We start from the raw sequence: 26,455 nt of genomic DNA, 5'->3' as shown, positions 1-26,455 counted from the left end.
TGTGGTGATGTGGCCTGCTGTGACATCTGTCTCCATCCTTGCGCCGAACGGCCTGCAAAGTCCTTAATAGGTGAGCCTTACCTAATACAGATCGTCCCATCCGGAGTGGCCGTGTTCGCCAGCTACCTCATCGGCCTGCGGGAGGGACTGGAGGCGACGCTCGTCGTCTCGGTCCTGATCGCGTTCCTCGTCAAGAGCGACCGGCGCGACCGGCTCCCGCACGTGTGGGGCGGCGTCGCCGCCGCCGCCGCGCTGTCCGTCGGGTTCGGCGCGCTGCTCACCTTCACCGCCGCGCGCCTCGACTACACCAGCCAGGAGCTGTTCGAGGCGATCGTCTCGCTGCTGGCGGTGGCGTTCGTCACCTGGATGATCTTCTGGATGCGCGGCGCCGCCCGGTCGCTCTCCGGCGAGCTGCGCGGCAAACTGGGCGACGCGCTGCGGATGGGCGCGTTCGCGGTCGTCGGGATGGCCTTCCTCGCCGTGGTCCGCGAGGGCCTGGAGACGGCGCTGCTGTTCTTCGCCTCCGTGCAGGGGGCGGCCTCCTCGCCCGTGCCGCTGGCCGGCATCACGCTCGGCCTGCTCACCTCCGTCGCCATCGGCTGGGGCCTGTACCGCAGCGCTCTGCGGATCAACCTGACCACCTTCTTCACCTGGACCGGCCTGCTGCTGATACTCGTGGCCGCCGGCATCTTCAAGTACGGCGTGCACGACCTGCAGGAGGCGGGGGTCCTGCCCGGGCTGAGCACGCATGCCTTCGACCTCAGCGTGATCCTGCCGGCCGACTCCTGGTACGGGGCGCTGCTCGCCGGGACGATCAACTTCACACCGCAGCCGAGCGTGCTGGAGATCACCGCCTGGCTGCTCTACCTCGTGCCGACCCTGCTTCTCTTCCTCCGGCCGCGGCGCCGGAAGGCCGAGCCCGCCACGGTCCCCGCCGGGCCCGCGGCCGGCCCCGCTGCATGACAACGCGTTCCATCCCATCGGCGCCGCATCCGCGCCACGACAGGAGCATCATGTCCCGTCCCGCCTCTCGCGGCCCCGGCCTGGCGATCGCCGCGCTCGCTCTGACCGGCCTGGCCGCCTGCGGATCAGGAGAGCCGGCCGCCACCGGCGCGTCCGCCCCGGCCGAGCCAGGCAAGATCACCGTGGCCTCGTCCGACACGGAGTGCAAGGTGGCCGCCACCGAGGTGCCCGCCGGCACCACCACATTCGCCATCACGAACGGCGGCAGCAAGGTCACCGAGTTCTACGTGTACGCCCCCGGCGACCGCGTCATGGCCGAGGTGGAGAACATCGTGCCCGGCCTGACCCGCGACCTCATCGCCGAACTGCCCGCGGGCACGTACGAGACGGCCTGCAAGCCCGGCATGGTGGGCAAGGGCATTCGTGGCCCGCTGAAGGTGACGGGCGAGCACAAGCCGCTCACCGCGGACGCCAAGCTGGCGCAGGCCACGGCCGACTACAAGCGGTACGTCAAATCGCAGACCGGCACGTTGCTGGTCAAGACGGAAGAGTTCGTCAACGCGGTGAAGGCAGGCGACATCGCGCAGGCCAAGGCGCTCTACCCGGTGTCGCGCACGTACTGGGAGCGCATCGAGCCCGTGGCGGAGATCTTCGGCGACCTCGACCCGGCCATCGACGCGCGCGAGGCCGACCTCGCCGAAGGCGAGGAGTGGACCGGGTTCCACCGGATCGAGAAGGACCTGTGGATCACCAAGGACGTCGGCGGGGACGGCCCGATCGCCGACAAGCTGCTCGCCGACGTCAAGACCATCGTGGCCAAGGCGAACGCCACCGAGCTCACCCCCCTGAACCTGGCCAACGGCGCCAAGGAGCTGCTCGACGAGGTCGCCACCGGCAAGATCACCGGCGAGGAGGACATCTGGTCGCACACCGACCTGTGGGACTTCGACGCCAACCTGGAGGGGTCCAAGGCGGCCGTGCAGGCGCTGCGTCCGGCGCTGGAGGAGCGTGCCCCCGACCTGGTGAAGACCCTGGACGAGAAGTTCGCGGCGGCCGAGGCGGCGCTGGCCGTGCACCAGAAGGGCGACGGCTGGCGCCCGCACGACGAGCTGTCCAAGGCCGAGCTGAAGAAGCTGTCCGACGCGATCAACGCGCTGGGCGAGCCGATCAGCCGGATCGCCCCGATCGTGACGAAGTAGGAGGGAGGATCAGGTGCGCGGGAACGGGAACCGGCCGCCGGCGGAGGAGCGCGACCCGTCCGAAGGCCGCATGAGCCGCCGGAAGCTGTTCGGGCTCGGCGCGGCCGGGGTCGCCGCGGCGGGCGCCGGGGCGCTGGCCACGCGCTCGCTCGTCGAGGAGCCGCCCGCCGCCCTGGCGGTGGACCACGTCTCCGCGCCCGTCCCCTTCTACGGCGAGCACCAGGCGGGCATCGTCACGCCCGCGCAGGACCGGCTGCACTTCGTCGCCTTCGACGTCGTCACCGACAAGCGCGCGGAGCTGGTGGAGTTGCTGCAGGAGTGGACGGCCGCGGCGGCCAGACTCACCCAGGGCAGGGAGGCGGGCGCGTACGGCGCGGCCGGCGGCCCGCCGGAGGCCGCGCCGGACGACACCGGCGAGGCGCTCGACCTGCCCGCCTCGGCGCTGACGCTGACGGTGGGGTTCGGGCCGTCGCTGTTCGACGACCGGTTCGGGCTGACGGGCCGGCGGCCGGCCGCCCTGGCGGACCTGCCGAGGTTCCCCGGCGAGCAGCTGGTGCCGGAGATATCCGGCGGCGACATCTGCGTGCAGGCGTGCGCGCACGACCCGCAGGTGGCGGTGCACGCCGTGCGTAACCTGGCCAGGATCGGCTTCGGCAGGGTGTCGGTGCGCTGGTCGCAGCTGGGCTTCGGGCGCACGTCGTCCACCTCTCGCGCGCAGGCCACGCCGCGCAACCTGATGGGCTTCAAGGACGGCACGAACAACCTCAAGCTGGAGGACGACCGGCTGCTCCGCGAGCACCTGTGGGCGCGGGGCGACGACTGGATGGCCGGCGGCACGTACCTGGTGACCAGGAAGATCCGCATGACGATCGAGACCTGGGACCGCACGTCGCTGGCCGAGCAGGAGGCCATCTTCGGCCGCGACAAGCGCGCCGGGGCGCCGCTGGGCGGGAAGGCGGAGTTCGACCCGCCCGACTTCGCCGCCAAGGGGCCGGACGGGCAGCCGCACATCGCGCCGGACGCCCACATCCGCCTGGCCCATCCGTCGAACAACGGCAACGCCCACCTGCTGCGCCGCGGCTACAACTACGTGGACGGCTCCGACGGGCTCGGGCGGCTGGACGCCGGGCTGTTCTTCATGGCCTACCAGCGCGACCCGCGCACCCAGTTCGTGCCCGTGCAGACGGCGCTGGCGAAGCGCGATCCGCTGAACGAGTACATCAAGCATGTCTCCAGCGGCCTGTTCGCCTGCCCGCCCGGGGTACGCGACGCGGGCGACTACTGGGGTCGCGCCCTGTTCGCCTGATCCGGCGCCCGCCGCTCCCCTCGCGGCGGGGTCAGGCCCGGTGGCGGGCGCGGGAGGCGGCGGCGTGCGCGCGGTTGGCGCACCGGGTCGAGCAGAACTGCCGTCGCCCCGGTCTGCTGCGGTCGACGAAGGCGTCCCGGCAGGGGGAGGCGGCGCACAGCCGCAGTCGCTCCCAGTCGCCCGAGCCGGCGATGTCCAGCAGCTCGCGGACCGCCCGCACGGCCAGCCGGTCGGCCGGCGACGCGTGCTCGGCGGCGGTGAGCCGCAGTTCCGGCAGGCCATCGGCAGCCACGATCTGCGCCCGCACCGGCAGTTCCGCCGCCCACCGGGCGAGGGCCGGCGCCCGCTCGCGAGGCTCGGCCGCGAGGACGGCCCGCAGCCGCGACCGGACGGCCCGGACGGCGACCAGGTCGTCCTCCCCCACCTGCGCCGCGGCCTCGGCCTCCTCCAGTTCGTCACAGAAGCGCCGCAGCGCCGCCACGTCCGGCAGTCGCTCCGGGTCGTCCAGGTACTCGTCCCAGGTGTTGGCCAGATCCAGCGCCACGAGACCGAATTGCGCGAAGTGCCCCATGCCCTCCCCCTCGTGCTACCGTCAGGACTATGACCACTATAACCACTGACGTCAAGCTCGCCGTCCTGGACGCCCCGTCCAACCTCGGCCTGCGCCCGCCCGCGCCCGGCACCGTGCCCGGCTGCTACAAGGCGCCCTGGGCGCTGCGCGACGCCGGGCTGCTCGGGCGGCTCGGCGCCGAGGACGCGGGCGCGGTGGTGCCGCCCCGCTACGTGGCCACCTGGCAGCCGGGCGACGGGGTGCGCAACGGCCCGGCCATCGCCGCGTACGCCGGCAGGCTGGCGGAGCGGATCACCGGGCTGCGCGACTCCGGCCGTTTCCCGGTCGTGCTCGGCGGCGACTGCTCGATCCTGCTGGGCGCGGCCGTGGCGCTGCGCCGGGCCGGCCGCTACGGCGTGGCCTACCTCGACGCCCACTCCGACTTCCGCCACCTGGGCAACTCGCCGCACGTCGGCGCGGCGGCCGGCGAGGACCTGGCCCTGGCCACCGGTCGCGGTGACGACTACCTGACCGACATCGACGGCCTGCGCCCGTACGTGTGCGAGGAGGACGTCATCGTGCTCGGCCTCCGCGACGAGGAGGACCTCGGCGATTTCGCCGGCACGGGCATCAGGTCCGTGCGCGCCGACGAGATCGGCGACGACACGGTGGACGAGGCCCGGAAGGTGCTGGTGCGCGACGAACTGGACGGGTTCTGGATCCATGTCGACGCCGACGTGCTCGACCCGTCGGTGCTGCGGGCGGTCGACTCGCCCACCCCGGGCGGGCTCGACGCCGACCGGCTGGCGCGGCTGCTGCGCGGCCTGCTGCGGCTGCCCGGGGCCGCCGGTCTGCAGCTCACGGTCTTCGATCCCGACCTCGACGAGGACGGCTCGCAGGCGGCCGTGCTCGTGGACATCCTGGCCGCGGCCCTGACCCGCTGAACGGGCGCGCCCAGGCCGGCACAGGCCAGGGCGGGCCGGCACAGGTCAGAGCGGGTCAGCACAGGTCAGAGCGGGTCAGCGCAGGTCAGGGGCGGGTCAGAGGCCCAGCGTGCCGGCCGGGTCGGCGACGACCTGCTGGATGATCAGGCCGGCGGCGCCCAGCACGGCGGCGTCGGCGCCCGCCTGCGAGGCCACCAGGCGCGGCGGCTTCCCCCGCATGTGGCGCAGCCGCGCCGACAGCACGTCACCGACGGGCCGTTCGAGCCAGGGGAACAGCAGCGCGAACGAGCCGCCCAGCACGATCATGCCGGGGTCCAGCAGGTGGACGGCCGAGGTGAGGGCGGTGCCGAGCGCCCGCCCGGCCTCCTCGCAGGCCGCCCGCGCCACCGGGTCGCCCGCCTCCAGCAGCCCGGCCAGCCCTTCGAGGGAGGCCGCCGGGGCCGGCATCCCGGCCGCCGCCCCCGGCAGCGCCGCGACCCTGCCGCTCAGCGGGGCGACCGCGCCGAGCAGCGCGTCCTGGCCGGCGTACACCTCCAGGCAGCCCCGCCCGCCGCACCGGCACGCCGGCCCGTCGGGCAGGACGACGACGTGTCCCAGCTCGCCCGCCTGGCCGTTCGTGCCGCGGAACAGCGCGCCGCCCACCACCAGGCCCGCCCCGATGCCGATCTCTCCCGACACGTAGAGGAAGTCCGTCGCCCCCGAGCCGAACCACAGCTCGCCGAGCGCCGCCAGGTTGGCCTCGTTGTCCACCTCGAACGGCAGGTCGAGCAGGTCCAGCAGCCCCGTCACCCGCACGTCGCGCCAGCCGAGGTGCGGGGCGTTGTGCAGCAGCCCGCCCTCGACCGGCCCGGGCACGGCGAGCGCCGCGCCGGTGACGCGCAGCCCCTGCGCCTCGGCCTCCGACACCGCCCAGCGGGCCAGGTCGCGCAGCTCGCGGAGGATCGTCTCGGGGCGGGAGTTTCGATTGTCGGCCGGCCGCGTGCGGCGCACCCGTACCGCGAGGGTGAGGTCCACGACGGAGGCGGCGAGGTAGTCGACGTTGATCTCCAGCCCGAGCGTGGCCACGCGGTGCCCGCTGAGCGCGATCGCGACGCCCGGCCGGCCGCGTTCGCCGTCGCGCACCGCACCGGTCTCCACCACGGCGCCCGCCTCCAGCAGGTCGGACACCAGCTTGGACACGGTCGTCTTGGTCAGCCCGGTCAGGTCGGCGAGCGCGGCCCGGGTGAGCGGTCCGGACCTGCGGATCTCCCCGAGTACGACGGCGAGGTTACGGGCACGCATGGAATCGTGCCGCACGCCTCTTGACGTGTTCACACCCGCCTCCCAGGATTATGTACAGATTGTGGACTAATAGTAGAACCCGCTGGAGGGCCCATGGCCGCATTCACTCCGACTCCCGACGACCGCTTCACGTTCGGCCTGTGGACGGTCGGCTGGCAGGCGCGCGACCCTTTCGGCGACGCGACGCGGCCGCCGCTCGACCCGGTGGAGAGCGTCCACCGCCTGGCCGAACTGGGCGCGTACGGGGTCACCTTCCACGACGACGACCTGCTCGCCGTCGAGCCGGACCGTGACCGGGCCGTGGCCGCGTTCCGCAAGGCGCTCGACGAGACCGGGATGAAGGTCCCGATGGCGACCACCAACCTGTTCACCCATCCGGTGTTCAAGGACGGCGCGTTCACCAGCAACGACCGCGACGTGCGGCGCCACGCGATCCGCAAGGTCATGCGCAACCTGGACCTGGCCGCCTCGCTCGGCGCGCGGACGTACGTGTGCTGGGGCGGGCGCGAGGGCGCCGAGTCGGACGCGGCCAAGGACGTGCGCGCCGCGCTCGCCCGCTACAAGGAAGCGATCGATCTGCTCAGCCAGTACGTCCTGGAGCAGGGCTACGACATCAGGTTCGCCCTGGAGCCGAAGCCGAACGAGCCGCGCGGTGACATCCTGCTGCCGACGATCGGGCACGCCCTGGCGTTCATCAACGAGCTGGAGCACCCGGACATGGTAGGGCTCAACCCCGAGGTGGGCCACGAGCAGATGGCCGGGCTGAACTTCGTGCACGGCATCGCCCAGGCGCTCTGGCACGGCAAGCTCTTCCACATCGACCTCAACGGCCAGCACGGACCGAAGTACGACCAGGACCTGATCTTCGGCCACGGCGACGTGAAGAGCGCGTTCTTCCTGGTGGACCTGCTGGAGAACGGCGGCTACGACGGGCCGAGGCACTTCGACTACAAGCCGCTGCGCACCGAGGACCCCGCCGATGTGTGGGTGTCAGCGGCGGCCAACATGCGCACCTACCTGATCCTGAAGGACAGGGCGCGCTCCTTCCGGGCCGACCCCGAGGTGCAGGACGCGCTGCGCGCCTCGCGGGTGGGCGAGCTGGCCGTACCGACGCTCGCGCCGGGCGAGAGCCTGGCCGACCTCGCCGCCGACGACTTCGACCCGGATGTGGCCGCCGAGCGCGGCTTCCACTTCAGCCGGCTCAACCAGCTCGCCATCGAGCACCTGCTCGGCGTGCGGACCCAGGAGGCCTGATGGTGCAACCGCTCAGCGTCCAGCTCTACACCGTGCGGGACGCGTTGGCCGCGGACCGGGACGGGGTGCTGCGCCGCATCGCCGAGCTCGGCTACGGCGCCGTCGAACCGTACGACCCGATGACCGACCCCAAGGGCTTCCGCCAGGTGGCCGACGACCTGGGGCTGACCGTCTCCAGCACCCACGCCTACGCCCTGCTGAGCCGGGAGCCGGCGGAGGTGTTCGAGGCGATCGCCACGGTCGGCACCGACCTGGTGATCATCCCGGGCGGCATCGCGGAGGAGGAGTTCACCACCCGCGACGGCCTGGCGCGGGTGGCCGACCGGCTGAACGGACTCGCCGTCCATGCCGCCGCCCACGGCATGCGGCTGGGCTACCACAACCACTGGTGGGAGATCGAGCCGCGGATCGACGGCCGGCACGCCCTGGAGGTGCTGGCCGACCTGCTGGAGCCGGAGGTGTTCCTGGAGGTCGACACCTACTGGGCGGCCGTGGGCGGGGCCGACGTGCCCGCCCTGCTGCGCGGCCTCGCCGACCGGGTGCTCGCCCTGCACGTCAAGGACGGTCCCGGGGTCAGGGGCGAGCCGCACACGGCCGTGGGCGACGGCGTCATGCCCGTGCCCGCCATCCTCGCCGCGGCGCCCGGCGCGTGGCGGATCGTCGAGCTCGACACCTGCGCGGGCGACGTCTTCGAGGCGCTCGCGGGCAGCCGCTCCTACCTGTCCTCGCTGGGGGTCTCATGACGTCCGGAACCGGTCCGGTGGGTGTGGCGCTCGTCGGCGCCGGGGTGATCAGCGGCCAGTACCTGCAGCACCTCACGGCGTTCCCCGACGTGCGGGTGCTGGCCGTCGCCGACCTCGACGAGGCGCGCGCCGCCGCGGTGGCCGAGGAGTACGGCGTCCCCGTCTCGGGCGGTCTCGACACCGTGCTCGGCCTGCCCGAGGTGGAGATCGTCGTCAACCTCACCGTCCCGTCGGCGCACGCCGCGGTCGCGCTGGCCGCCTTACGGGCGGGCAAGCACGTGTACGGCGAGAAGCCGCTGGCCCTGGACATGGACGAGGCCGCCAAGGTACTGGCGGAGGCGGAGAACCGGGGATTGCGCGTCGGCAACGCCCCCGACACCTTCCTCGGCGCCGGCATCCAGTCCACGATCCGGGCTGTGCGGTCGGGCCTGATCGGCGCCCCGGTGGCGGTCACGGCCGCCACCCAGGGCATGGGCCCGGAGTCGTGGCACCCCAGCCCCGAGTTCTTCTACCAGCGGGGCGCCGGACCGCTGTTCGACCTCGGCCCGTACTACCTGACCGCGCTCGTCGCGCTGCTCGGCCCGGCCGCCCGGGTCTCGGCGAGCACCCGGCGGGCCCGCGAGCACCGCGTGGTCGGGTCGGGGCCGAAGGCGGGCACGGCCTTCCCCGTGGATGTGCCGACGCACGTCAACGCGCTGATCGACTTCGCGGACGGTCCGACGGCCGGGGCCACCTTCAGCTTCGACTCACCGATCGGCAAGAGGCTGATCGAGGTCATCGGCACCGAAGGGGCCCTGTCGTTGCCCGATCCCAACACCTTCGACGGCCCGCTGCTGGCCCGTGGCACGCACGACCCCGACTGGAGGGAGCTGCCGCTGGAGGGCACGACGGCGGGGCGCGGCATCGGCGTGCTCGACATGGCCCGCGCGATCCGGGCCGGGGTTCCGCACCGGGCGTCGGGCGAACTGGCGCTGCACGTCCTGGAGATCATGGCGGCGGTGACGGAGTCGGGCGAGCGGGGTGAGTTCCGCGGGCTCGGCTCGCGGACACCGGTGCCCGATCCGCTGCCAGTGGACTGGGACCCGTACGCGGCCACGCTCACCTGAGCGAGCCATGGGCCGGCCGTGGGCATGGGGTGGTCGCCTCCCGTGCCCACGGCGAACTCCCCGCGTCCCGCTCGGCCTGCGCGTGACCGAGCGGGTCAACCGCGGAAGACGTGACCGTTCGTGCTGCTGCGTCCGGCACCGTTGGTGGCGGTGACGGTGATCCACGGGCGGGCCGGATCGAGGCCGGCGGGGGTGAACGGCGCCCACGCCGTCTCCAGCCCGCCCGGCCGGGCGGCGGGGGTGTGCCTCTCCTGCACGACCGTGACGACGGTGTCGACCGCGGCTCCTGCGGCCGCCGTGGCCGCGCCGCCGGGCTGCCGGTAGGAGATCCGCAGCGTGCCGCCGGCCAGGTTGTGGCCCTCGACCTGGATGCCCTCGCGCCCGGCCACGCCACGGCGGGTGGCGCGCACGATGAGCGGATCGTTCCACGCCGCCGCGATGCTCTCGCCCAGCGAGGGGCTGTCCCAGTCGTCGCGGCAGATGACGAACGGCTCCCAGCGATAGGCGATGATCTTGGCGGCGTGCCCGCCCACGGCCATCACCTGGCCGTCGACGCGGGCCTTGGAGGCGCGGCCGCGCAGCGGCAGCGGGTCGGTCCTGGAGCACTCGCCGGCCACCGGGGTGGGCTCGAAGAGCTCGACGTTCACCCACAGCTCCACTCCGGGCACCGGCCGGCTCGCCGCCGCCTCGACGTAGTCGCGGGTCGAGCCCAGGTACGCCTGCCGGTTGGTCACCGCGCCCACGACCGGCTCCAGGCGGGGGTCCACCGGGGCTTCGGCCTGGTCGGGACCGTACACGGGCACCTTGCCTGCGCCCCGCCCGTCCTGGATGGCGATGGCCATGGGGGCGCCCGCCCGGGTGGCGGCGATCTCGGCGAACCCCTCGCCCGCCTCGGCGGGCGGAAAGCCGCGCCCCCGGCGGGCGTCCCAGTAGGGGCTGACGACGATCGTCCGGCCCGGCAGCGCGGCGGCGGCCACCGCGTGCTGCGCCCGGTACAGGGCCAGCACCTCGTCGTCGTCGGCCCGATCCCGCATGGCCAGCTCGAACGACTGGTACACCCCGGCGAGCGCGGACGAGGCCCCGTGCCGGTGCCGGTAGTCGTCCAGCACCCGGCGGGTGAAGGTGTTCACCACGTCGAGATGGGCCAGATGGGGCAGCCACGGCTTGGCGGGGTCCTGCGGCGCGGCCGGCAGCCCGGGGTAGACCTTCATGCCGTGGCCGGCCGCCTCGGCCAGCAGGTTGCCGATGCCGTCGCCGTCCGAGACGGCGAGGACCAGGTCGAACGGCCCGGCGGTGCAGGAGGCGCCCAGCAGGATCCGGTAGTAGGAGCGTCCGCCGCTCTCGATGCGCCGGTCGAGGCCGGGACAGCGCAGCAGGCCCGGCCCGAAGTGCTCGGGGGCGACGTAGGTGAAGGCGCGGCGGATCTCCTTGCCCGGCACGGCGTCACGGGCGGCCAGGTAGCACGGCCTGCCCCCGTCGAGGCAGCCCGCGAGAGCGGGGTCGGCCTGCCCGGTGCGGGCGTCGAGCAGCCGGCCTGCGGCGTCGGCCCGGACCGCGGTGAGCCGCGAGCCGAACGTGATGACCGTGTCGGCGCCGACGCGGCGCATCTCCGACAGCACCAGGCGGGTCTCGCACCGGTCGGGCCGGGGGTTCATCCAGTAGCCGGTGATCGGGTAACCGGCGGCGCCCCGGGTGTCGCGCGGCGGACAGCCGGCGGCGTCGACCCGCACCCCCTCCGGAGCTGCGGCCACGGTCAGCATCACCAGGAGCGCGAGGGCGGCCACTACCCTCGCGATCACCACAGCGCCCACTCTAGCCGTTGAGGGACCCGCCTGTGCCGGCCGCGGAGCCGCGTCGTGGGTTCGACCGTGACGATCAGCGACCCTGGGCGTAGTCGTTCCAGGCGCCGACGGAGGTGATGGGTATCACATTCTCTGGTGCGCGAAGATCTTGCGGCGCATACTCCAGCCCATGCGAAATGACATGTTCGACCGGCGTGGCCTGCTGCGTGCCGGTCTCGTCGCCGGCGGTCTGGCCGCGGGCACCGCCGCGGGCGGCGCCCTGTTCGCGCAGGCGGCGGCCGGCGTCGCGCCCGACGAGCGCCCCGGCACCCCCGACGCGGCGTGGGCGGCCCTGCGCGAAGGCAACCGCCGCTGGGCCAGCGGCGCCGCCACCCATCCCCACCAGGACGCCGCCCGGCGCGCGGCGCTCGCGCGGAAGCAGGACCCCTTCGCGGTCGTCTTCTCGTGCATCGACTCCCGCGTGCCGCCCGAGCTGGTCTTCGACACCGGGCTGGGCGACCTGTTCGTGCTGCGGACCGCCGGGCACACCATCGACCCGCTGGTCACGGGCTCCGCGGAGTACGGCCCTGCCGAGCTGGGGACCCCGCTCGTCGTCGTGCTCGGCCACCAGCGCTGCGGCGCGGTCACGGCCGCCGCCGAGTCGCTGCAGGAGCACAGGAAGCTGCCGGGCGAGCTGAACAGGATCGCCACCTCCCTGCAGTCGGCCTACAAGCGCTCGGGCGGCGACGTCGACAAGATGATCCGCCTCAACACCCTCGACGTGGTGAACCAGCTCAAGAAGGACAAGCTGTTCGCCCCCCGCATCGCCAAGGGCAAGCTCAAGGTGATCGGCGGCTACTACTCGATCGACACCTACGAGGTCACCCGCCTCGTGTGACCGGGGCGCCCGTCCGGGAGGCCGCTCCATGGCGGGCTGTGGCGAACACGGCACTCGGCGACGTGAGGGGCATCTTGAGCGACCACCCGTTGTGGCCCGACGGCCGGCGGCACGGCTGGGACGAGGCGCTGATCAGCGCGTTCCCCGTCCCCTCCGCCCGGCCGGGCCCGGCCATCCTGATCTTCCCCGGCGGCGGGTATGGCCACCTCGCCGAGCACGAGGGGGCGCCGGTGGCGCGGTGGCTGAACTCGCTGGGCGTCGCCGCCTTCGTGGTGCGCTACCGGGTCGCGCCGCACCGCCACCCGCTGCCGCTGCTGGACGCCGCCAGGGCCGTGCGCTGGGTCAGGCACCACGCGGCCCGGCACGGCGTGGACCCGCTGCGGGTCGGCGTGCTCGGGTTCTCCGCCGGCGGGCACCTGGCGGGGCTGCTCGCCACCGGCACGGGGCCCATGCTGCCGGAGGGCCCGCACGACGAGATCGACGCGGGCGACCCCCGCCCCGGCCTGGCGGTGCTGTGCTATCCCGTCGTCACGCTCACCAGCCCGGCCGCACACCAGGGCTGCGTCGCCAACCTCCTCGGTCCGGGCGGGGACGATCCCGCGGCCCTGTCGATCGAGCGCAGGGTCGGCCCGGCCACCCCGCCGATGTTCCTCTGGCACACGGCCGACGACGCCTCCGTGCCGGTGGACAACACGCTCATGCTGGCGAGCGCACTGGCTCGCCACCGCGTGCCCGTGGAGGCGCACGTGTACCCGAGCGGCGTCCACGGTCTCGGGCTGGCCGAGGCCGACCCCGTGGCCGGCGACTGGACCCGGCGGTGCGCCGCCTTCCTCCGGGCGCGCGGCTGGAGCTGACGGGCGCGCGGCCGCACAGACCGACCGCCCTGACCGGCGCCGCCCACCGGGCGGCTCCGGTCGGCGCCGCCCGGGTCAGACCTTGGTGATGCGGACCGCGTCGGCGATGACGTAGCCGGCCGCCGACGTCCAGCGGCTCACGCCGACCACGTTGTAGGTCCCCGCGTCGAGGGTGAACGTCCCGAGGGCCCGCCAGGCGCCGCCGCCCGTCCGCTGGTCCACGGTGACCGTACGGTTCCCCCCGCTCGCCGCGACCATGTACGGCGTGGCGCTGTTGTAACCGGCGTTGGCCGGATACCAGACCTCGACCCGGTAGCTGCCCGCGCTGGGGATCGCGGCCCGGAACCAGGCCGGGTCGCTGGCCGCGACGGGCTCGGCGAAGCGGTAGTCGGTGCCGTGGAGCTGGCTGGAGTAGGTGGAGGTGCCCCAGGACGGCCCCGCGGTGAAGGCGGCCGCGGCGTTGTCCACGACCACGCTGAAGGCGCCGCCGCCGGAGCCCGGCACGGCCTTGCCCGCGCTGGGTCCGCTCTCCTGGTGGGTACGGCCGAGCGCCGTCACGTAGTAGGTGTAGGCGGCCGTGGCGGCGGCCGTGGTGTCGGTGAACGTGGTCTTCCTGGTCGTGGCGAGGAGGTTGCGGGCGTCGGCGAAGGCGCACGGGTCGGCTGCGGAGGGCGTGCCGTCCACTCGGTAGACGGCGTACGCCGTCGCCTGGCCCTGCCAGGTCAGCGCGACGCCGCCGGACCCGCGGGTGGCGGAGCCGAGCACGGGGGCGGCCGGGGCGGCGGCGGTGCCGCGGGCCGGCAGGAGCGCCGGCCGGGTGTAGTGGGCGGCTGCGAGCGTGCCGAAGGCGTTGATGCGGTTGGCCTTGACGTCCTTGGCGCTGAAGTGGATGTCGCCGGACACCTCGGGATGACGCCGGTTGACGTGCAGGTGGTCGCTCAGTTCGGCCGGGTCCTGCCAGGCCGCGTCCTGGCCCGAGGCGCCCGCCCGGTAGGCGGCCTGGCCGATGACGAGCTGCACGCCGGTGCCTCGTACGGTCTGCGCCCACCAGGCGGTGAGCACGGCGTAGTCGGCCGCGGCGTGCCCGATGTGCCAGTAGATCTGCGGGGCCACGTAGTCGACCCAGCCCTCCTTCACCCACCGCCTGCTGTCGGCGTAGATCGCGTCGTAGGACTGCAGCCCCGAGGTGGCCGAGCCGAGCGGGTCGGTCGCGGCGTTGCGCCAGATGCCGAACGGGCTGACGCCGAAGGAGACGTGCGGCTTGGCCTGGTGGATGCGCTGGTCGAGCTCCCGGATGAGGAGGTTGACGTTCTCGCGCCGCCAGTCGTGGACGTTGGCGAAGCCGCCGCCGTACTCGTTGTAGGCGGCGCTGTCGGGGATGGTCTGGCCGCTGACCGGATAGGGGTAGAAGTAGTCGTCGAGGTGCACGCCGTCGAGGTCGTAGCGGGTGACGGCGTCCATGATGGCGTCCTGGATGAAGGCGCGGACGGCCGGGAGGCCGGGGTTGTAGTAGAGCTTGCCGCCGTAGGCGAAGCGCCAGGAGGGGTTCCTACGTGCCGGGTGGCTCGCCACCAGCGTGTTCACGTCGTCGTGGTTGGCCACCCGGTACGGGTTGAACCAGGCGTGCAGCTCCAGGTTGCGGGCGTGGGCCTCGGCGACCATGAAGGCGAGCGGGTCGTAGCCGGGGTCGCCGCCCTGCGTACCTGTCAGCCACTGCGACCACGGCTCGTGCGGCGACGGCCAGAACGCGTCGGCCGTCGGCCTGACCTGCACGACGACGGCGTTCATGCGCCGGGCCACGGCCAGGTCGAGCCAGGCGCGGAACTCCGCCTGCTGGGCGGACGCGGTGAGCCCGGTGCGGCTCGGCCAGTCGATGTTGGCCACGGAGGAGATCCACATCGCGCGGAGCTGTCGCTTGGGCGTCGCGGGATCGGTGGCGCAGGCCACCGTGGAGGCGGCCGTGGAGGCGCCCGTGGAGGAGGCCACCGTGGAGGAGGCTGCGGGGAGAGGCGAGACGGGGGCGACGGCGCCGACCAGCGCGAGGGTGAGGACCACCAGGAGGGTCCGCAGGGGGGTCACGAAGAGAAGTTTCAGCGACCTTACAGAGGACGTCAATAGTCTTCACGTATGCGTCCTGGAGCCCCAGGCTGGCGCCTGACCCCGGCCCCTGACTTCTCTCCGGTGCAGGCGAAAAGTTTCAACTAACTCCCCGGTAATGTCAATTATCGACATTTGTCATTAATGTCCCTTACTGTGCACCCGTTGCCCCCCAACGAGGAGCCCCCCATGAGGTTCGCCCGCACGCGATTAGTCGCTCTCGTCACCTCCGCCCTCACCTCCCTCCTCCTCATCGCCGGCCAGCCCGCCACCGCCCAGCCCCTGCAGCGGGCCGCCGACCTGCCGGCCGCGTTCGACCGCGCGGCGGCCGAGCACGACGTGCCCCGCGACCTGCTCGTCGCCCTCGCCTACGCCGAGACCCACCTCGACGGCCACGGCGGCGAGCCCAGCGCCAGCGGCGGCTACGGCGTCATGCACCTGGTCAGCAACCCGACCACGAAGGCCCTGGAGAAGGCCGCCGAACTCACCAGGACACCCGTTGACAAGCTCAAGGCCGACGACGCCGCCAACATCCTCGGCGGCGCGGCCGTCCTGCGCGCCCACGCCGACGAGCTGGGCCTCGACGAGGCCGCCCGCAAGGACGCCGGCCGCTGGTACCAGGCCGTGGCCAGGTACGGCAACGCCTCCTCACCCGAGCTCGCCCGCCTGTACGCCGACGCCGTCTACGAGTTGCTCGGCCTCGGCCTCGACGCGCGCGGCGTGACGGTCAAGCCGCAGGAGATCACCGCGGACCGCGGCGCCCTCGCGGGCGCCCGCGACCTGAACGCCGAGGCCGCCGTGGCCAGCCCCGACTACCCGGACGCCGCCTGGGTGGCGGCCAACTCCGGCAACTACACCGTCTCCAGCCGCGAGTCCAGCTACGCCATCGACCGGGTGATCATCCACGTCACCCAGGGCTCGTACGCGGGCACCATCTCGTGGTTCCAGAACCCCAGCGCCAACGTCTCCGCGCACTACGTCGTCAAGTCGTCCAACGGCGCCATCACCCAGATGGTGCGCGACAAGGACATCGCCTGGCACGCGGGCAACTGGACCTACAACACCCGCTCCATCGGCATCGAGCACGAGGGCTGGGTCAGCGACGCCTCCTGGTTCACCGACGCCATGTACCGCGCCTCGGCCGCCCTGACCCGCGCCATCTGCAACAAGTACGGCATCCCCAAGGACCGCACCCACATCATCGGCCACAACCAGGTGCCCGGCGCCACGCACACCGACCCCGGCCCGCACTGGAACTGGACCACGTACATGAACTACGTGACCGGCGACACGGGCACCCCGTCGTGGACCACCACCGTGGACAACGCCTCCGGCCAGTTCACGGCCGGCGCCAACTGGGGCACCTCCGCCTACTCCAGTGACCGGCACGGCGCCGACTACCGGTTCGCGAGCCCGGTCGAGGCCAGCGACCCGGCCTGGTTCTCCGCGGCCATCCCCAGCGCGGGCAACTACCGGGTGGACGTCTGGTACCCGGCCGACCCGGGCTACAACAGCTCGGCCCCGTACATCGTGGCGACGTCGAGCGGCAACCAGACCGTCTACGTCGACCAGCGCTCGGGCGGCGGCGCCTGGCGCACGATCGGGACGTTCTCGCTCAGCGCGGGAACCAAGAACGTGGTGGGCGTCAGCCGGTGGACTTCGGGCACCGGCTACGTCATCGCGGACGCGGTGCGCATCAGCCGCGTGTGAGACTCGCCCGGCCCGTGCCCGTTTGCCTACCTCCTGGACGGGCGCGGGCCGTGCGGTCCCTCCCTTCAAGAACCGTGCTGTCCCTCTCCGGCGCCGGCCGTGCGGTCCGTCCCCGCGCGGTCTGTCGGTCCCATCTCCTAAGCTGCGATGCAGTACCCGGATGATGGGATGTCTGCGGTGGACGCCTCGGTCGAGCAGCTGGTCTACGTCCGCGACGACGGCTACACCGTCGCCCGGATGAGCGCCGACAGCGGTCCCGGGTTCGTCGCGTCCGGGCGGGCGCTGGCCGGGATCCAGCCCGGCGAGACGCTCAGGCTGGCCGGCGCGTGGGGCGAGCACCCCCGCCACGGCAGCAGGTTCCAGGTCACGGCGTGCGAGCGGATCGTCCCGTCGACCGTGCGCGCGATCCAGCTCTACCTCGGCTCCGGCCTGATCCGCGGCATCGGGCCGCGCCTCGCCCACGCCATCGTCAGCCACTTCGGCGAGCGGACGCTGACCGTCATCGACACCCGGCCCGAACGGCTCACCGAGGTCGTCAACATCGGCCCGGCCCGGCAGGCCCAGATCGTCGAGGCGTGGAAGGAGCAGAAGGAGATCGCCGCGCTGATGGTGGTCCTGCAGGGCTACGGCATCAGCCCGCTGCTCGCCGCCAAGATCTACCAGGTGTACGGCCCCGACTCGGCCGGCGTCCTGGCCGCCGACCCCTACCAGCTCATCGGGCGGGTGCGCGGCGTCGCCTTCCCCACGGCCGACCGGATCGCGCTCCGGTCCGGGGTGTCCGAGCGCAGCCCGCAGCGGATCAAGGCGGCCGTCCTCGACCGGCTGGAGAGCGCGGCGGTGCGCGGCGGCCACTGCCACCTGTCGATGACCGCGCTGCTCACGCAGACCGCCGAGCTGGTCGAGCTCGACCAGGAGCTGGTGCGGCCGATGGTCGACGCGCTCACGGCCGAGCGCCGGGTGGTCGTCGAGGCCGGCCCCGAGCAGATCGTCGTCTACTCCAAGGAGCTGCACGCCCGCGAGGTCAAGCTGGCCGACGAGCTGGCCAGGCTGTGGCGGGCCCGTTCGACGCTGCCGCTGCGCCCGTTCCAGGAGGACCCCGGGCTGCACGACGACCAGCGGGCCGCGGTGACCATGGCGCTGACCAGCACCGTCTCGATCCTCACCGGCGGGCCGGGCTGCGGCAAGAGCCACACCGTGCGGGTGATCGCGGCGACGGCGCGAGCCATGGGCGGCACCGTCACGCTGGCCGCGCCCACCGGCAAGGCCGCCAAGCGCCTGTCGGAGCTGACCGGGCTGCCCGCGATGACCGTGCACCGGATGCTGGCCCACCAGCCCGACCCCGACGCCCTGTTCGACCAGGCGCCCGCGCAGGCCGACCTGATCGTGGTGGACGAGGTGTCCATGCTCGACCTGCACCTGGCCACGCGGCTGTGCTCGGCGGTCCCGTCCGGCAGCCACCTGCTGTTCGTCGGCGACAGTGACCAGCTCCCGAGCATCGGCCCCGGCAGCGTGCTGGCCGACCTGCTGCGCGTCGAGGACCTCCCGCGCGTCCGGCTCACCCACGTCTTCCGGCAGGCCGAGGGCAGCGGCATCGTCTCGACCGCCCATCGCATCCGCGCCGGCGAGCTGCCCCGGCTGCCCGGCGGCGGCGGGTTCTGGTTCGAGGAGCTCGACGACCCGGCCGCCGTGGCCGAGCGCGTCGCCCACCTGGCCACCGAGGCCATCCCGCGCAAGCAGGGCGTGGACCCGGGCCAGGTGCAGGTGCTCTGCCCGATGCGCAAGGGCGCGGCCGGCACCGCGGAGGTCGGCCGCATGATCCAGGAACGTCTCAACCCCGCCCGCGACGGCGTCCCCGAGCACTGGTCGGGCTCCTCGGTCTTCCGCGTCGGCGACCGGGTGATGCCGATCCGCAACAACTACGACAAGGGCGTCTTCAACGGCGAGACCGGCACCGTGACCCGCGTCCTGCCGGAGGACCGCCTCGTGGAGGTCCGCATCGACGACGGCGACACGGTCGGCTACGGCTTCGACGAGCTCGACGACCTGACCCACGCCTACGCCATCAGCGTGCACCGCTCGCAGGGCAGCGAATACCCGTTCGTGGTGGCCCCGATCGTGGCCGAGTCGGGTGGCGTCATGCTGCGCCGCCGCCTCCTCTACACCCTGGTCACCCGGGCCCGCTCGTGGGTGGTGCTGGTGGGCGCGCGCGAGGCCCTCGAACTCGCCGTCCACCGCCTCGGCGGCCGCCGCAACACCGGCCTCACCCGCCGTCTCGTCCAGACCCTCCAGGGCTGACCCGGCGTTCGGCGACACGCCCGCACCACCGCTGCGCGCCCACGGCATCACCCCGGGCCGGGGATCAGCGGTAGCCGGTGGTGTCGGCCGGCTTGCCCGCGTCCTGGACCTCGACGATGTAGCGCCAGGCGTCGGGCCGCGAGCCGTCCACGTCGGTGAACCCGTACACCTGCGCGAGCTGCCCCGACGACAGCGACTGCCCGTTCCACCGCATGACATCGGGGTCGGCCGCCAGAGCCGCCACCGCCCGCCCGGTGAACCGGGGCGACTCGGAGATCGCGAAGTGCGGCTCGGCCGCGGTGGCGTCGCGCCAGTTGTCCTCCCGCACCTTGTAGATGTCCAGCATCATCTCCGAGCGCAGCCAGCCCGGCGTCAGCGCCACCGCCGCGCAGCCGCGCTCCTTCAGCTCGTGGGCCTGGGCGAACGCGAGCCTGATCACGGCGGTCTTGGCCAGGTCGTAGAAGAAGGAGACCCGGTAGTTCGTGTCGTTGTACTCCTTGGTTCCGTCGGTCATCTCCACCACCAGCCCGCCGGGGTTCCGCATCAGCAGCGGCAGCGCGTGGTGGCTGGTGATGATGTGCGTGTCGATGGCGAGCCGGAGCAGCCGCATGCCCTTGTCGAGGTCCTGCTCCCACAGCGGCCTATCCCACTCGGCGAGGGGGTCGCCGCCCCACACGTCGTTGACGAGGAGGTCCAGCCGGCCGTGGTCGCGGTCGATCCGCTCGACGAGGGCGCGCACCTGGTCGCCATCCAGATGGTCGACCCGTATCGGAATGCCGTGCCCGCCGGCCTGGTCCACCAGCTCGGCGGTCTCCTCGATCGTCTCCGGCCGCCCGTACTCGGAGCGCTCCTGCCGGGTCGTCCGGCCGGTGACGTAGACGGTCGCCCCGGCCGCCCCCAGCTCCACTGCGATCCCGCGTCCCGCGCCTCGCGTCCCGCCCGCGACCAGTGCCACCTTGCCCTTAAGCGTGTCGTTCATGGGGCGAGCCTGACACGAATACCCGACAAGGGCTGTCATCTTTTCCGGGTGCCGTGGCCGATTTCTACAAGAGCGCGGCGCGGCCGTGGCGCGACGATGGAAGGCATGAGCATCGACCTTTCCGCGGCGGCCGCCTTCATGGCCACCCACGCGCGTCCGCTGGACCGCCGCCGCTTCGACCTGATGACCGAGACGGCCCGCGGCGACGGCGCCGTGCCGGGTGCGCTGGCCGCGCTCGACGGCTACCGCAACCCCGACGGGGGCTACGGCTGGGGGCTCGAACCCGACCTGCGCTCCCCCGAGAGCCAGCCGGGGGCGGCGGCGCACGCCTTCGAGGTGTTCGAGGACATCGCCCCGGCCACCTCCGCGCGGGCGGTGGAGCTGTGCGACTGGCTCGACTCGGTCACCCTGCCCGACGGCGGCCTGCCGTTCGCCCTGCCCGTCACCGCCGCCGCCGGGTGCGCCCCCTGGTGGCTCGGCGCCGACCCGTCGGTGTCGTCGCTGCAGATCACCGCCGTCACGGCCGCCGCGGCCCACCGGGTCGCCGCGCACGACCCGGCCGTGGCCGCCCACCCCTGGCTCGACCGGGCCACCCGCTACTGCCTGACCACCGTCGAGGCCATCGAGGAGACGCCGCACGCGTACGTGCTGGCGTTCGCGCTGAGGTTCCTGGACGCCGTGCACGACACCCGGCCCGAGGCCGCCGGCCTCGTCGCCCGCCTGGGCACGTACCTGCCGTCCGACGGCCGGATGCACGTCGAGGGCGGCACCGAGGACGAGACGCTGCACCCGCTCGACTTCGTCCCCACCCCGGACGGCCCGGCCGCATCGCTGCTGTCGCCGGAGGCGGTGGCGGCCGACCTGGACCGGCTGGCCGGCATGCAGGAGCCCGACGGCGGATGGACCGTCGACTACGCCACCATCTCGCCGGCGGGCGCCCTGGACTGGCGCGGCCACACCACCGTCCGCGCCGTCCAGACCCTCCTCCGCCACGGCCGCCTCTGACCGTCCGCGCCCTCCAGACCCTCCTCCGCCACGGCCGCCTCTGAGGGCCCTACTCCGTGGGCTCGGGGAGGTGCCAGGGCAGGGTGAGCGGGGTGGTGGGGAGGTCGCCGGCGAGCAGGGGCTCCAGGAGGTCGGCGAGGCCGAGGGGGATGACGCGGTCGGCGGTGCGCCGCAGGTCGGCGAGCGGCCACCAGCGGAAGGTGTCGAGCAGGGACCGTTCGAGCTGCTCCATCCCCGAGACGTCCACGGTCGCCTCGGGCACGCGGGCGAAGAAGTAGGAGTCGCGCGCGAAGAAGAGGCCGCCCTCGTCGCTGGTCCAGTGTCCGGAGGTGACGGCGACCACCGGTCCGAACGCCTCCGGCGGCAGCGTGATCCCGGTCTCCTCCAGCAGTTCGCGGGAGGCTGCGGCGGGCAGCGACTCGCCGGGGTGGACCCCGCCTCCCGGCGTGAACCAGGCGTAGGTGGAGTTCTTCACCGGGCCGAGGCCGCGGAACAGCAGGACGTGGTCCTGGGCGTCGGCGAGCAGGACGCGGGCGGTCGGGCGCGGTGTCGCCGCCGGACGCGGTGTCGCTTCCGGATCTGGCGTCGTCGTCAGGGGCGGTGGCTTCTCCGGGTGGGGAGTTGCTGCGGACATGGTCGTGATCATACGGGGCGCATATTCGGACATCCTGCGGCCGGGAATTCGGCCAACCCGGACAAAGAGTCGGTGCAGGGTGGCAAGATCTCCCCCGGGGGTATTCCGCACGAACTCGGGGGAACGTCGTTGTCAGCACTCCCTTCGGCCGCACCGGCGTGGCGCTCGCGCGCCCTGGCGTGGTGGTGGGCGGCCTTCGCGGTGGTGGCGGTGCGGTTGGCGGGGCCGCGTCTCCTGGCGGTCCTGCCCGGCAGGCAGGCGGGCGGCGGCGGATGCGCGTGGTTCGCGGGCGAGACGGCCGAGCCGTGGAAGTGGGAGCTGTCCGGCCTCCTCTCCGAGGTGCAGGCGTGGGTGGCCATGGGGCTGCCGGTCGTGGTGGCCCTCGGCGCGTGGCTGGTGGCGGCCCGGGGAGAGCGGGGCTGGGCCCGGATCTGGGCGGCGCTCGCCGTCGTCGGGGCGGTCGCGGTCGACTACGCGCTCCTGGTCGGGCAGCTCCGGCTGGGCTGGACGCCCGAGGGAGCGGACTGCACGGCGGCCCCCGACGCGGTCCACGCGGTGTCGGCGGGGCAGCTCGGCTGGACGTTCGCGCCCGCCGTGCTGGCCCTGGCCGGGGCGTGGGAGGCGGGCCGGGCGCCGCGGGAGCACTCGCCCGGGGTGTCGCCGTGGCCCGCGTCGCGGTGGTCCGCGTCGTGGTGGCCCGTCTCGACGGCGGCGGTCCTCGGGGTCGTCGCGGTGCTGGTCGCGGCGGGGACCCTGCGGTTACCGCCGGGCGAGCCGGAGCAGTCGCTCGCGCCGGACGGCACTCCCCGGCACACGCTGGCGATCATCGGGGACCGGCTGGCCGTGCTGGACCTGGTGGAGGGCGGCGGGCCGAGGATGCTGGCCGCCCCTGATCCGGCGTTCTTCCAGTACACCGCCATCACGCGCGACACCCGGCCGGGTGGTTACCTCGCCGCGGTGAGCACGGCGGGCGACGGGGCGTTCGGCGGCCGGTCGTCGCGCCTCTACCGGATCGTCATGGACGGGGACGGCGGCGCGGCCGTCGGGGAGCAGGTCGGCGGCGACCTGGCCGGGATGGTGCTCGACCTGGCCGTCTCCCCGCGGGGCGAGATCGCCTACAGCCGCGTCGTGGCCGTCCCGGGCGACACCCTGAGCGTGGCCACCACGTTCGTCGGGCTGGTCGCGCCCCGCCGCGAATGGTCCGCGACCGGCGCGCACGGCGCGGGACGCGCTCACACCGGACCGTTGGGCCTGCACTGGCGCGACGCGGGAACACTGGCTTTCCACGCGGTGCCGCCCCAGGACCGCGCCACGCAGAACCGGGCCGCACAGGACCGCGCCACGCAGGACGGGGCGGCTCAGGAGCAGGCGGCTCAGGCGGGAGTGGGGCGAGGCGGGGCGGGGCGGGTGTTGGCGCTTGACGTGACGCGGCCCGGATCCGACCTGCTCGCGGCCCGTGAGCTGCACGCCCTGGCGGCCGGTGGTGACGGCCTGGGCCTCGGTGTCCCGGGCAGCGCCGCGCTGGCCGTCTCGTGGGCCGGTGACCACACGTGGCACGACCACCGGATTGCGATCGTCGAGCCGGGTGCGCGGGAGCGCCCGGTGTTCGCCTCCGGCGGGGCCACGCTCCAGACCTTCACACTCGACCGGTCGGGCCGCCACCTGCTGGTCTCACTGGCCGGCGCGCGGGCGCGCGGGGCGTCGTACGAGCTCGTCCGGATCGATCTCCGGACCGCCGGCAGCGCGGCACGTGTCGTCTGGCAGAGCGAGCACTCGATGTCCACCCTCGCCTGGTAGGTCGTTTCCTGCTGATTTGTAGCGGCGTGTCCTTGTCACGGCCGCGGCGTCTTGCCAACCCTGGTGAAAAATATTAGGTTAGCCTTACCTAAGCTACGGGTCGTGCCCGCGCCTGGACCGCCGCTGTCGCATACCGCAAGGGGAACCGTGCCTCCTCCGCCCATCGGACCTTCGCCCGCTCCCCCCTTACCCGAGATCCTGACATCGACGCCTGTCGCCGTCGCGTCACCTCAGAGGCAGAATCTCATGACGATCCAGCTTCCGCCCTCAGCCGCCCCCCGCTCCGCCTACCCGGTGGACGTGCTGCCCCCCGAGCTGCGCAGGCTGCTCCGCTACCTGGCCAAGGCCGGCCCGCCCGTCTCGGCCTACGTCTACGACGGAGCCGTCGCCGCCGAACGGGCCCGCGAACTGCGCGCCGCGCTGCCGGACTGGGCAGCCGTCTACTACGCCGTCAAGGCCAACTCCTTCCCCGGCGTCGTCGCGGCCCTGGCCCCGCACGTGGACGGGTTCGAGGTGGCGTCCAGGGCCGAACTGGAGCTCGCCCTGCACGCCCGCCCCACGGACGACGGCCCGCCCGCGGTGGTCGCCGCCGGCCCGGCCAAGTCCGTCCCCGTGCTGACCGCGCTGGTCCGCGAGCAGGTCGAGGCCATCAACGCCGAGAGCCTGCTCGAACTCCACCGGATCAGCCGGATCGCGGTCGCCGAGGGCGTGACCGCCCGGGTGGCGCTCCGCGTCAACCCCGCCGCGATCCCTGTCACGGGCTCCCTGCACATGGGCGGGGTCCCGTCGCAGTTCGGCGTCGCCGAGCCGGACGTGCCCGGCGTGCTGCGCGCGGCCCGGGGGTTGCCCGGCCTCGACCTCGTCGGCTTCCACGTGCACGCCGCCTCGGGCAACCTCGACGCCGACGCCCACGCCGACTACCTGCGCTGGTGCGTCGAGTGGAGCACCCGCACCGCGCGCGAGCACGGCGTAGACCTGCGCCACATCGACATCGGCGGCGGCATCGGCGTCGCCTTCGAGGGCGAGAAGCCGTTCGACGTGGCGCGCTTCGGCGAGCTGGCCGCCCAGGTCGAGCCGCCCGCCGGTGCGAAGGTCGTGCTGGAGCCGGGCAGGTTCCTGGTGGCCGACTGCGGCTGGTACGCCGCCGAGGTGACCGACGTGAAGTCCTCCTACGGCGAGCACTTCGTGGTGCTGCGCGGTGGCATCAACCACTTCCAGCTCCCCACGTCGTGGGACATCGTGCACAACATGGCGGTGCTGCCGATCGACCGCTGGCCCGAAGGATGCCCGCGCCCGACGGCCGAGAACACCGAGGTCACGGTCGTCGGCGAGCTGTGCACGCCGGAGGACACTCTGCTGCGCGACGTGCGGGTGGACCGCGTCCGCGCCGGCGACCTCGTCGTCTTTCCCTACGCGGGCTCCTACGGCTGGGAGTTCGCCATGCACCGCTTCCTGGGCCACCCCGTGGCCGAGCGCCACCTGCTCTGAAGCCTCGCCGCCCCGACGTCACCCGTCGCGGGCGTCCGCACCGCACCTCACCGGGCCGCGTGCCTCTTGACGCCATACGGAGCTCATCCATGACCACATACCCGACCGACCTGGTCACCCTCGAACCCGACGCCGTCCTGCGCCGGCAGCGCGACCGGGAGTCCTCGGCGCGCACCTACGCCCGTTCCTTCCCGATCGTCCCGGTACGCGCGGAGGGCATGGTGATCGAGGGAGCCGACGGCCGCCGCTATCTCGACTGCCTGTCGGGCGCGGGCACACTGGCCCTCGGCCACAACCACCCGGTCGTGCTGGAGGCGATCCGCCGCACCGTGGACAGCGGGGCTCCGCTGCACGTCCTCGACCTGGCGACGCCGGAGAAGGACGAGTTCACCGACGCCCTGTTCGCCACGCTGCCCGCCGGCTTCGCCGACCACGCGCGGATCCACTTCTGCGGCCCCGCCGGGACCGACGCGGTGGAAGCGGCCCTGAAGCTCATGCAGACCGCGACCGGCCGCCGCGGGCTGCTGGCGTTCACCGGCGCCTACCACGGCATGACCACGGGCGCGCTGGCCGCCACCGCGAACGTCGCGGTCAAGGAGCCCGTCGCCGGGATCGCCGCGGACGTGACGCGCCTGCCGTATCCGTACCCGTACCGCTGCCCGTTCGGCGTCGGCGGGGAACGCGGCGCCGAGCTGTCGGCCGCCTACACCGAGCGGCTGCTCGACGACCCGGCGGGCGGTGTGGTCCCGCCCGCCGCGATGATCCTCGAAGCGGTGCAGGGCGAGGGCGGCGCGGTTCCGGCGCCGGACGGCTGGCTGCGCGAGATGCGCCGCATCACCGCCGAGCGCGAGATCCCGCTGATCGTCGACGAGGTCCAGACGGGCGTCGGGCGGACCGGGGAGTTCTGGGCGGTCGAGCACAGCGGGATCGTGCCCGACGCGATGGTGCTGTCCAAGGCCGTCGGCGGCAGCCTGCCCCTGGCCGTGCTCGTCTACCACGAGGACTACGACGGCTGGCTGCCCGGCGCGCACACGGGGACCTTCCGCGGCAACACGCTCGCCATGGCGGCCGGCACCGCGACGCTGCGCCACGTCGCGGACGAGGGGCTCGCCGGGCGGGCCGCCACCGTGGGCGCCCGCATGACGGCGCGGCTGGAGGCGCTGCGCGCCGAGCTGCCCGCGATCGGGGACGTCCGGGGGCGCGGGCTGATGATCGGTGTGGAGCTCGTCGATCCGGAGGGCGCTCCCGACTCGTGCGGGGCGCACCCGGCGGCGCCGCGCACCGCCGCCGACGTGCGGGCTGCCTGCCTGAAGCGCGGGCTCATCGTGGAGCTGGGCGGCCGCTACGACTCGACCGTGCGACTGCTGCCGCCCCTCGTGATCACCGACGAGCAGGCCGAGGCGGTCCTCGACCGGCTGGCCGACGCCGTCGCCGAGGTCAGCTCGCCGCACCTGGCCGGGCGGCGGTCATGACGATCCACCCGACCCGGGATGGCGCGCGTTCGGGCGGCGTGCTGACCGCTCCCACGGAGCCCGTCCAGCCCGCGGTGGGAACCGGGAGCGCGGGGAACG

21 protein-coding genes are annotated in these 26,455 nt (G+C 73.5%); 15 read left to right on the top strand and 6 right to left on the bottom strand.

Annotated features, from left to right (window positions below):
- Window positions 1-111 precede the first annotated feature (111 nt).
- From efeU to efeB, 3 genes are read left to right on the top strand one after another with little or no spacing between them, the layout of a single operon-like run.
- The gene (gene efeU, locus FHU36_RS37035) at window positions 112-963 is read left to right on the top strand and encodes an iron uptake transporter permease EfeU (protein WP_185088684.1); all 852 of its coding nucleotides are present in this window, start codon (window positions 112-114) and stop codon (window positions 961-963) included.
- A 50-nt stretch (window positions 964-1,013) separates the two neighbouring features.
- Window positions 1,014-2,162: an iron uptake system protein EfeO gene (gene efeO, locus FHU36_RS37030; RefSeq protein ID WP_185088683.1), complete on the top strand. Its 1,149-nt coding sequence runs from the start codon at window positions 1,014-1,016 to the stop codon at window positions 2,160-2,162.
- A 13-nt stretch (window positions 2,163-2,175) separates the two neighbouring features.
- The gene (efeB, locus tag FHU36_RS37025; RefSeq protein WP_312892090.1) at window positions 2,176-3,468 is read left to right on the top strand and encodes an iron uptake transporter deferrochelatase/peroxidase subunit; all 1,293 of its coding nucleotides are present in this window, start codon (window positions 2,176-2,178) and stop codon (window positions 3,466-3,468) included.
- Window positions 3,469-3,499: 31 nt separating this feature from the next.
- On the opposite strand, the gene FHU36_RS37020 is transcribed toward efeB, so the two are convergent.
- The gene (locus FHU36_RS37020; protein WP_185088682.1) at window positions 3,500-4,039 is read right to left on the bottom strand and encodes a CGNR zinc finger domain-containing protein; all 540 of its coding nucleotides are present in this window, start codon (window positions 4,037-4,039) and stop codon (window positions 3,500-3,502) included.
- Between the two features lie 29 nt (window positions 4,040-4,068).
- Here FHU36_RS37020 and FHU36_RS37015 point away from each other — a divergent pair, with 29 nt between their 5' ends.
- Window positions 4,069-4,962 (top strand): arginase family protein, encoded by an 894-nt coding sequence (locus FHU36_RS37015; protein ID WP_185088681.1) that lies wholly within the window; start codon window positions 4,069-4,071, stop codon window positions 4,960-4,962.
- Between the two features lie 96 nt (window positions 4,963-5,058).
- Here the strand turns inward: FHU36_RS37015 and FHU36_RS37010 are convergent, their stop codons facing one another.
- Window positions 5,059-6,243, bottom strand: a complete 1,185-nt coding sequence (locus FHU36_RS37010) for an ROK family transcriptional regulator (protein WP_185088680.1) — start codon at window positions 6,241-6,243, stop codon at window positions 5,059-5,061.
- A gap of 93 nt (window positions 6,244-6,336) precedes the next feature.
- Here FHU36_RS37010 and xylA point away from each other — a divergent pair, with 93 nt between their 5' ends.
- Genes xylA through FHU36_RS36995 form a run of 3 tightly spaced genes read left to right on the top strand, consistent with a single transcriptional unit; the run spans window position 6,337 to window position 9,346 of the window.
- Complete coding sequence (gene xylA, locus FHU36_RS37005) at window positions 6,337-7,497, top strand: xylose isomerase (RefSeq protein WP_185088679.1); 1,161 nt, start codon at window positions 6,337-6,339, stop codon at window positions 7,495-7,497.
- Entirely contained in the window at window positions 7,497-8,240 is a 744-nt protein-coding gene (locus FHU36_RS37000) for a sugar phosphate isomerase/epimerase family protein (RefSeq protein ID WP_185088678.1), read from the top strand. The genes xylA and FHU36_RS37000 overlap by 1 nt, the downstream gene beginning before the upstream one ends.
- Window positions 8,237-9,346 (top strand): Gfo/Idh/MocA family protein, encoded by a 1,110-nt coding sequence (locus FHU36_RS36995; protein WP_185088677.1) that lies wholly within the window; start codon window positions 8,237-8,239, stop codon window positions 9,344-9,346. Before FHU36_RS37000 ends, FHU36_RS36995 begins: the two co-directional genes overlap by 4 nt.
- A 95-nt stretch (window positions 9,347-9,441) precedes the next feature.
- Here FHU36_RS36995 and FHU36_RS36990 read toward each other — a convergent pair whose 3' ends face one another.
- Window positions 9,442-11,148, bottom strand: a complete 1,707-nt coding sequence (locus tag FHU36_RS36990; protein ID WP_185088676.1) for a hypothetical protein — start codon at window positions 11,146-11,148, stop codon at window positions 9,442-9,444.
- A gap of 169 nt (window positions 11,149-11,317) precedes the next feature.
- Here FHU36_RS36990 and FHU36_RS36985 point away from each other — a divergent pair, with 169 nt between their 5' ends.
- Both FHU36_RS36985 and FHU36_RS36980 read left to right on the top strand, forming a co-directional pair.
- Window positions 11,318-12,025 carry a carbonic anhydrase gene (locus tag FHU36_RS36985; protein ID WP_221497110.1) on the top strand — a complete coding sequence of 236 codons (708 nt, stop codon included), beginning with the start codon at window positions 11,318-11,320 and terminating at the stop codon, window positions 12,023-12,025.
- Window positions 12,026-12,087: 62 nt separating this feature from the next.
- Complete coding sequence (locus tag FHU36_RS36980) at window positions 12,088-12,879, top strand: alpha/beta hydrolase (protein WP_221497109.1); 792 nt, start codon at window positions 12,088-12,090, stop codon at window positions 12,877-12,879.
- Window positions 12,880-12,954: 75 nt separating this feature from the next.
- Here FHU36_RS36980 and FHU36_RS46025 read toward each other — a convergent pair whose 3' ends face one another.
- On the bottom strand, window positions 12,955-14,958 hold the full coding sequence (locus FHU36_RS46025; RefSeq protein WP_185088675.1) for a family 10 glycosylhydrolase: 2,004 nt from the start codon (window positions 14,956-14,958) through the stop codon (window positions 12,955-12,957).
- 207 nt (window positions 14,959-15,165) lie between these two features.
- On the opposite strand from FHU36_RS46025, the gene FHU36_RS36970 reads away from it, so the two are divergent.
- Both FHU36_RS36970 and recD2 read left to right on the top strand, forming a co-directional pair.
- Window positions 15,166-16,686, top strand: a complete 1,521-nt coding sequence (locus tag FHU36_RS36970) for a golvesin C-terminal-like domain-containing protein (RefSeq protein ID WP_185088674.1) — start codon at window positions 15,166-15,168, stop codon at window positions 16,684-16,686.
- 168 nt (window positions 16,687-16,854) lie between these two features.
- Window positions 16,855-18,981, top strand: a complete 2,127-nt coding sequence (gene recD2, locus FHU36_RS36965) for an SF1B family DNA helicase RecD2 (protein WP_246503062.1) — start codon at window positions 16,855-16,857, stop codon at window positions 18,979-18,981.
- A gap of 64 nt (window positions 18,982-19,045) precedes the next feature.
- Here the strand turns inward: recD2 and FHU36_RS36960 are convergent, their stop codons facing one another.
- On the bottom strand, window positions 19,046-19,960 hold the full coding sequence (locus tag FHU36_RS36960) for an SDR family oxidoreductase (RefSeq protein ID WP_185088672.1): 915 nt from the start codon (window positions 19,958-19,960) through the stop codon (window positions 19,046-19,048).
- 105 nt (window positions 19,961-20,065) lie between these two features.
- On the opposite strand from FHU36_RS36960, the gene FHU36_RS36955 reads away from it, so the two are divergent.
- Window positions 20,066-20,965, top strand: a complete 900-nt coding sequence (locus FHU36_RS36955; RefSeq protein ID WP_185088671.1) for a hypothetical protein — start codon at window positions 20,066-20,068, stop codon at window positions 20,963-20,965.
- 49 nt (window positions 20,966-21,014) lie between these two features.
- Here the strand turns inward: FHU36_RS36955 and FHU36_RS36950 are convergent, their stop codons facing one another.
- Window positions 21,015-21,599: an NUDIX hydrolase gene (locus tag FHU36_RS36950; RefSeq protein ID WP_185088670.1), complete on the bottom strand. Its 585-nt coding sequence runs from the start codon at window positions 21,597-21,599 to the stop codon at window positions 21,015-21,017.
- Window positions 21,600-21,728: 129 nt separating this feature from the next.
- Here FHU36_RS36950 and FHU36_RS46020 point away from each other — a divergent pair, with 129 nt between their 5' ends.
- The 3 genes from FHU36_RS46020 (at window position 21,729) to FHU36_RS36935 (ending at window position 26,356) form a co-directional block, all read left to right on the top strand.
- Complete coding sequence (locus tag FHU36_RS46020) at window positions 21,729-23,396, top strand: hypothetical protein (RefSeq protein ID WP_185088669.1); 1,668 nt, start codon at window positions 21,729-21,731, stop codon at window positions 23,394-23,396.
- Window positions 23,397-23,642: 246 nt separating this feature from the next.
- Window positions 23,643-24,884 (top strand): alanine racemase, encoded by a 1,242-nt coding sequence (locus FHU36_RS36940; RefSeq protein WP_185088668.1) that lies wholly within the window; start codon window positions 23,643-23,645, stop codon window positions 24,882-24,884.
- Window positions 24,885-24,973: 89 nt separating this feature from the next.
- Window positions 24,974-26,356 carry a diaminobutyrate--2-oxoglutarate transaminase gene (locus tag FHU36_RS36935; RefSeq protein WP_185088667.1) on the top strand — a complete coding sequence of 461 codons (1,383 nt, stop codon included), beginning with the start codon at window positions 24,974-24,976 and terminating at the stop codon, window positions 26,354-26,356.
- The last annotated feature ends 99 nt before the right edge of the window (window positions 26,357-26,455 follow it).

It is taken from the genome of Nonomuraea muscovyensis, from assembly GCF_014207745.1.
Lineage (GTDB): Bacteria > Actinomycetota > Actinomycetes > Streptosporangiales > Streptosporangiaceae > Nonomuraea > Nonomuraea muscovyensis.
This window is presented reverse-complemented; position numbering and strand designations above follow the sequence as displayed.

Excerpts from the sequence above, each read along its gene's own strand:
- FHU36_RS37020 (WP_185088682.1), bottom strand. The coding sequence starts at position 4,039 with ATGGGGCACTTCGCGCAATTCGGTCTCGTGGCGCTGGATCTGGCCAAC.
- FHU36_RS36940 (WP_185088668.1), top strand. The coding sequence starts at position 23,643 with ATGACGATCCAGCTTCCGCCCTCAGCCGCCCCCCGCTCCGCCTACCCG.
- recD2 (WP_246503062.1), top strand. The coding sequence starts at position 16,855 with ATGTCTGCGGTGGACGCCTCGGTCGAGCAGCTGGTCTACGTCCGCGAC.
- FHU36_RS37000 (WP_185088678.1), top strand. The coding sequence starts at position 7,497 with ATGGTGCAACCGCTCAGCGTCCAGCTCTACACCGTGCGGGACGCGTTG.
- FHU36_RS37010 (WP_185088680.1), bottom strand. The coding sequence starts at position 6,243 with ATGCGTGCCCGTAACCTCGCCGTCGTACTCGGGGAGATCCGCAGGTCC.
- xylA (WP_185088679.1), top strand. The coding sequence starts at position 6,337 with ATGGCCGCATTCACTCCGACTCCCGACGACCGCTTCACGTTCGGCCTG.
- FHU36_RS37015 (WP_185088681.1), top strand. The coding sequence starts at position 4,069 with ATGACCACTATAACCACTGACGTCAAGCTCGCCGTCCTGGACGCCCCG.
- FHU36_RS36985 (WP_221497110.1), top strand. The coding sequence starts at position 11,318 with ATGCGAAATGACATGTTCGACCGGCGTGGCCTGCTGCGTGCCGGTCTC.
- FHU36_RS36995 (WP_185088677.1), top strand. The coding sequence starts at position 8,237 with ATGACGTCCGGAACCGGTCCGGTGGGTGTGGCGCTCGTCGGCGCCGGG.
- FHU36_RS36960 (WP_185088672.1), bottom strand. The coding sequence starts at position 19,960 with ATGAACGACACGCTTAAGGGCAAGGTGGCACTGGTCGCGGGCGGGACG.
- FHU36_RS36950 (WP_185088670.1), bottom strand. The coding sequence starts at position 21,599 with ATGTCCGCAGCAACTCCCCACCCGGAGAAGCCACCGCCCCTGACGACG.
- FHU36_RS36935 (WP_185088667.1), top strand. The coding sequence starts at position 24,974 with ATGACCACATACCCGACCGACCTGGTCACCCTCGAACCCGACGCCGTC.
- efeO (WP_185088683.1), top strand. The coding sequence starts at position 1,014 with ATGTCCCGTCCCGCCTCTCGCGGCCCCGGCCTGGCGATCGCCGCGCTC.
- FHU36_RS36955 (WP_185088671.1), top strand. The coding sequence starts at position 20,066 with ATGAGCATCGACCTTTCCGCGGCGGCCGCCTTCATGGCCACCCACGCG.
- FHU36_RS36970 (WP_185088674.1), top strand. The coding sequence starts at position 15,166 with ATGAGGTTCGCCCGCACGCGATTAGTCGCTCTCGTCACCTCCGCCCTC.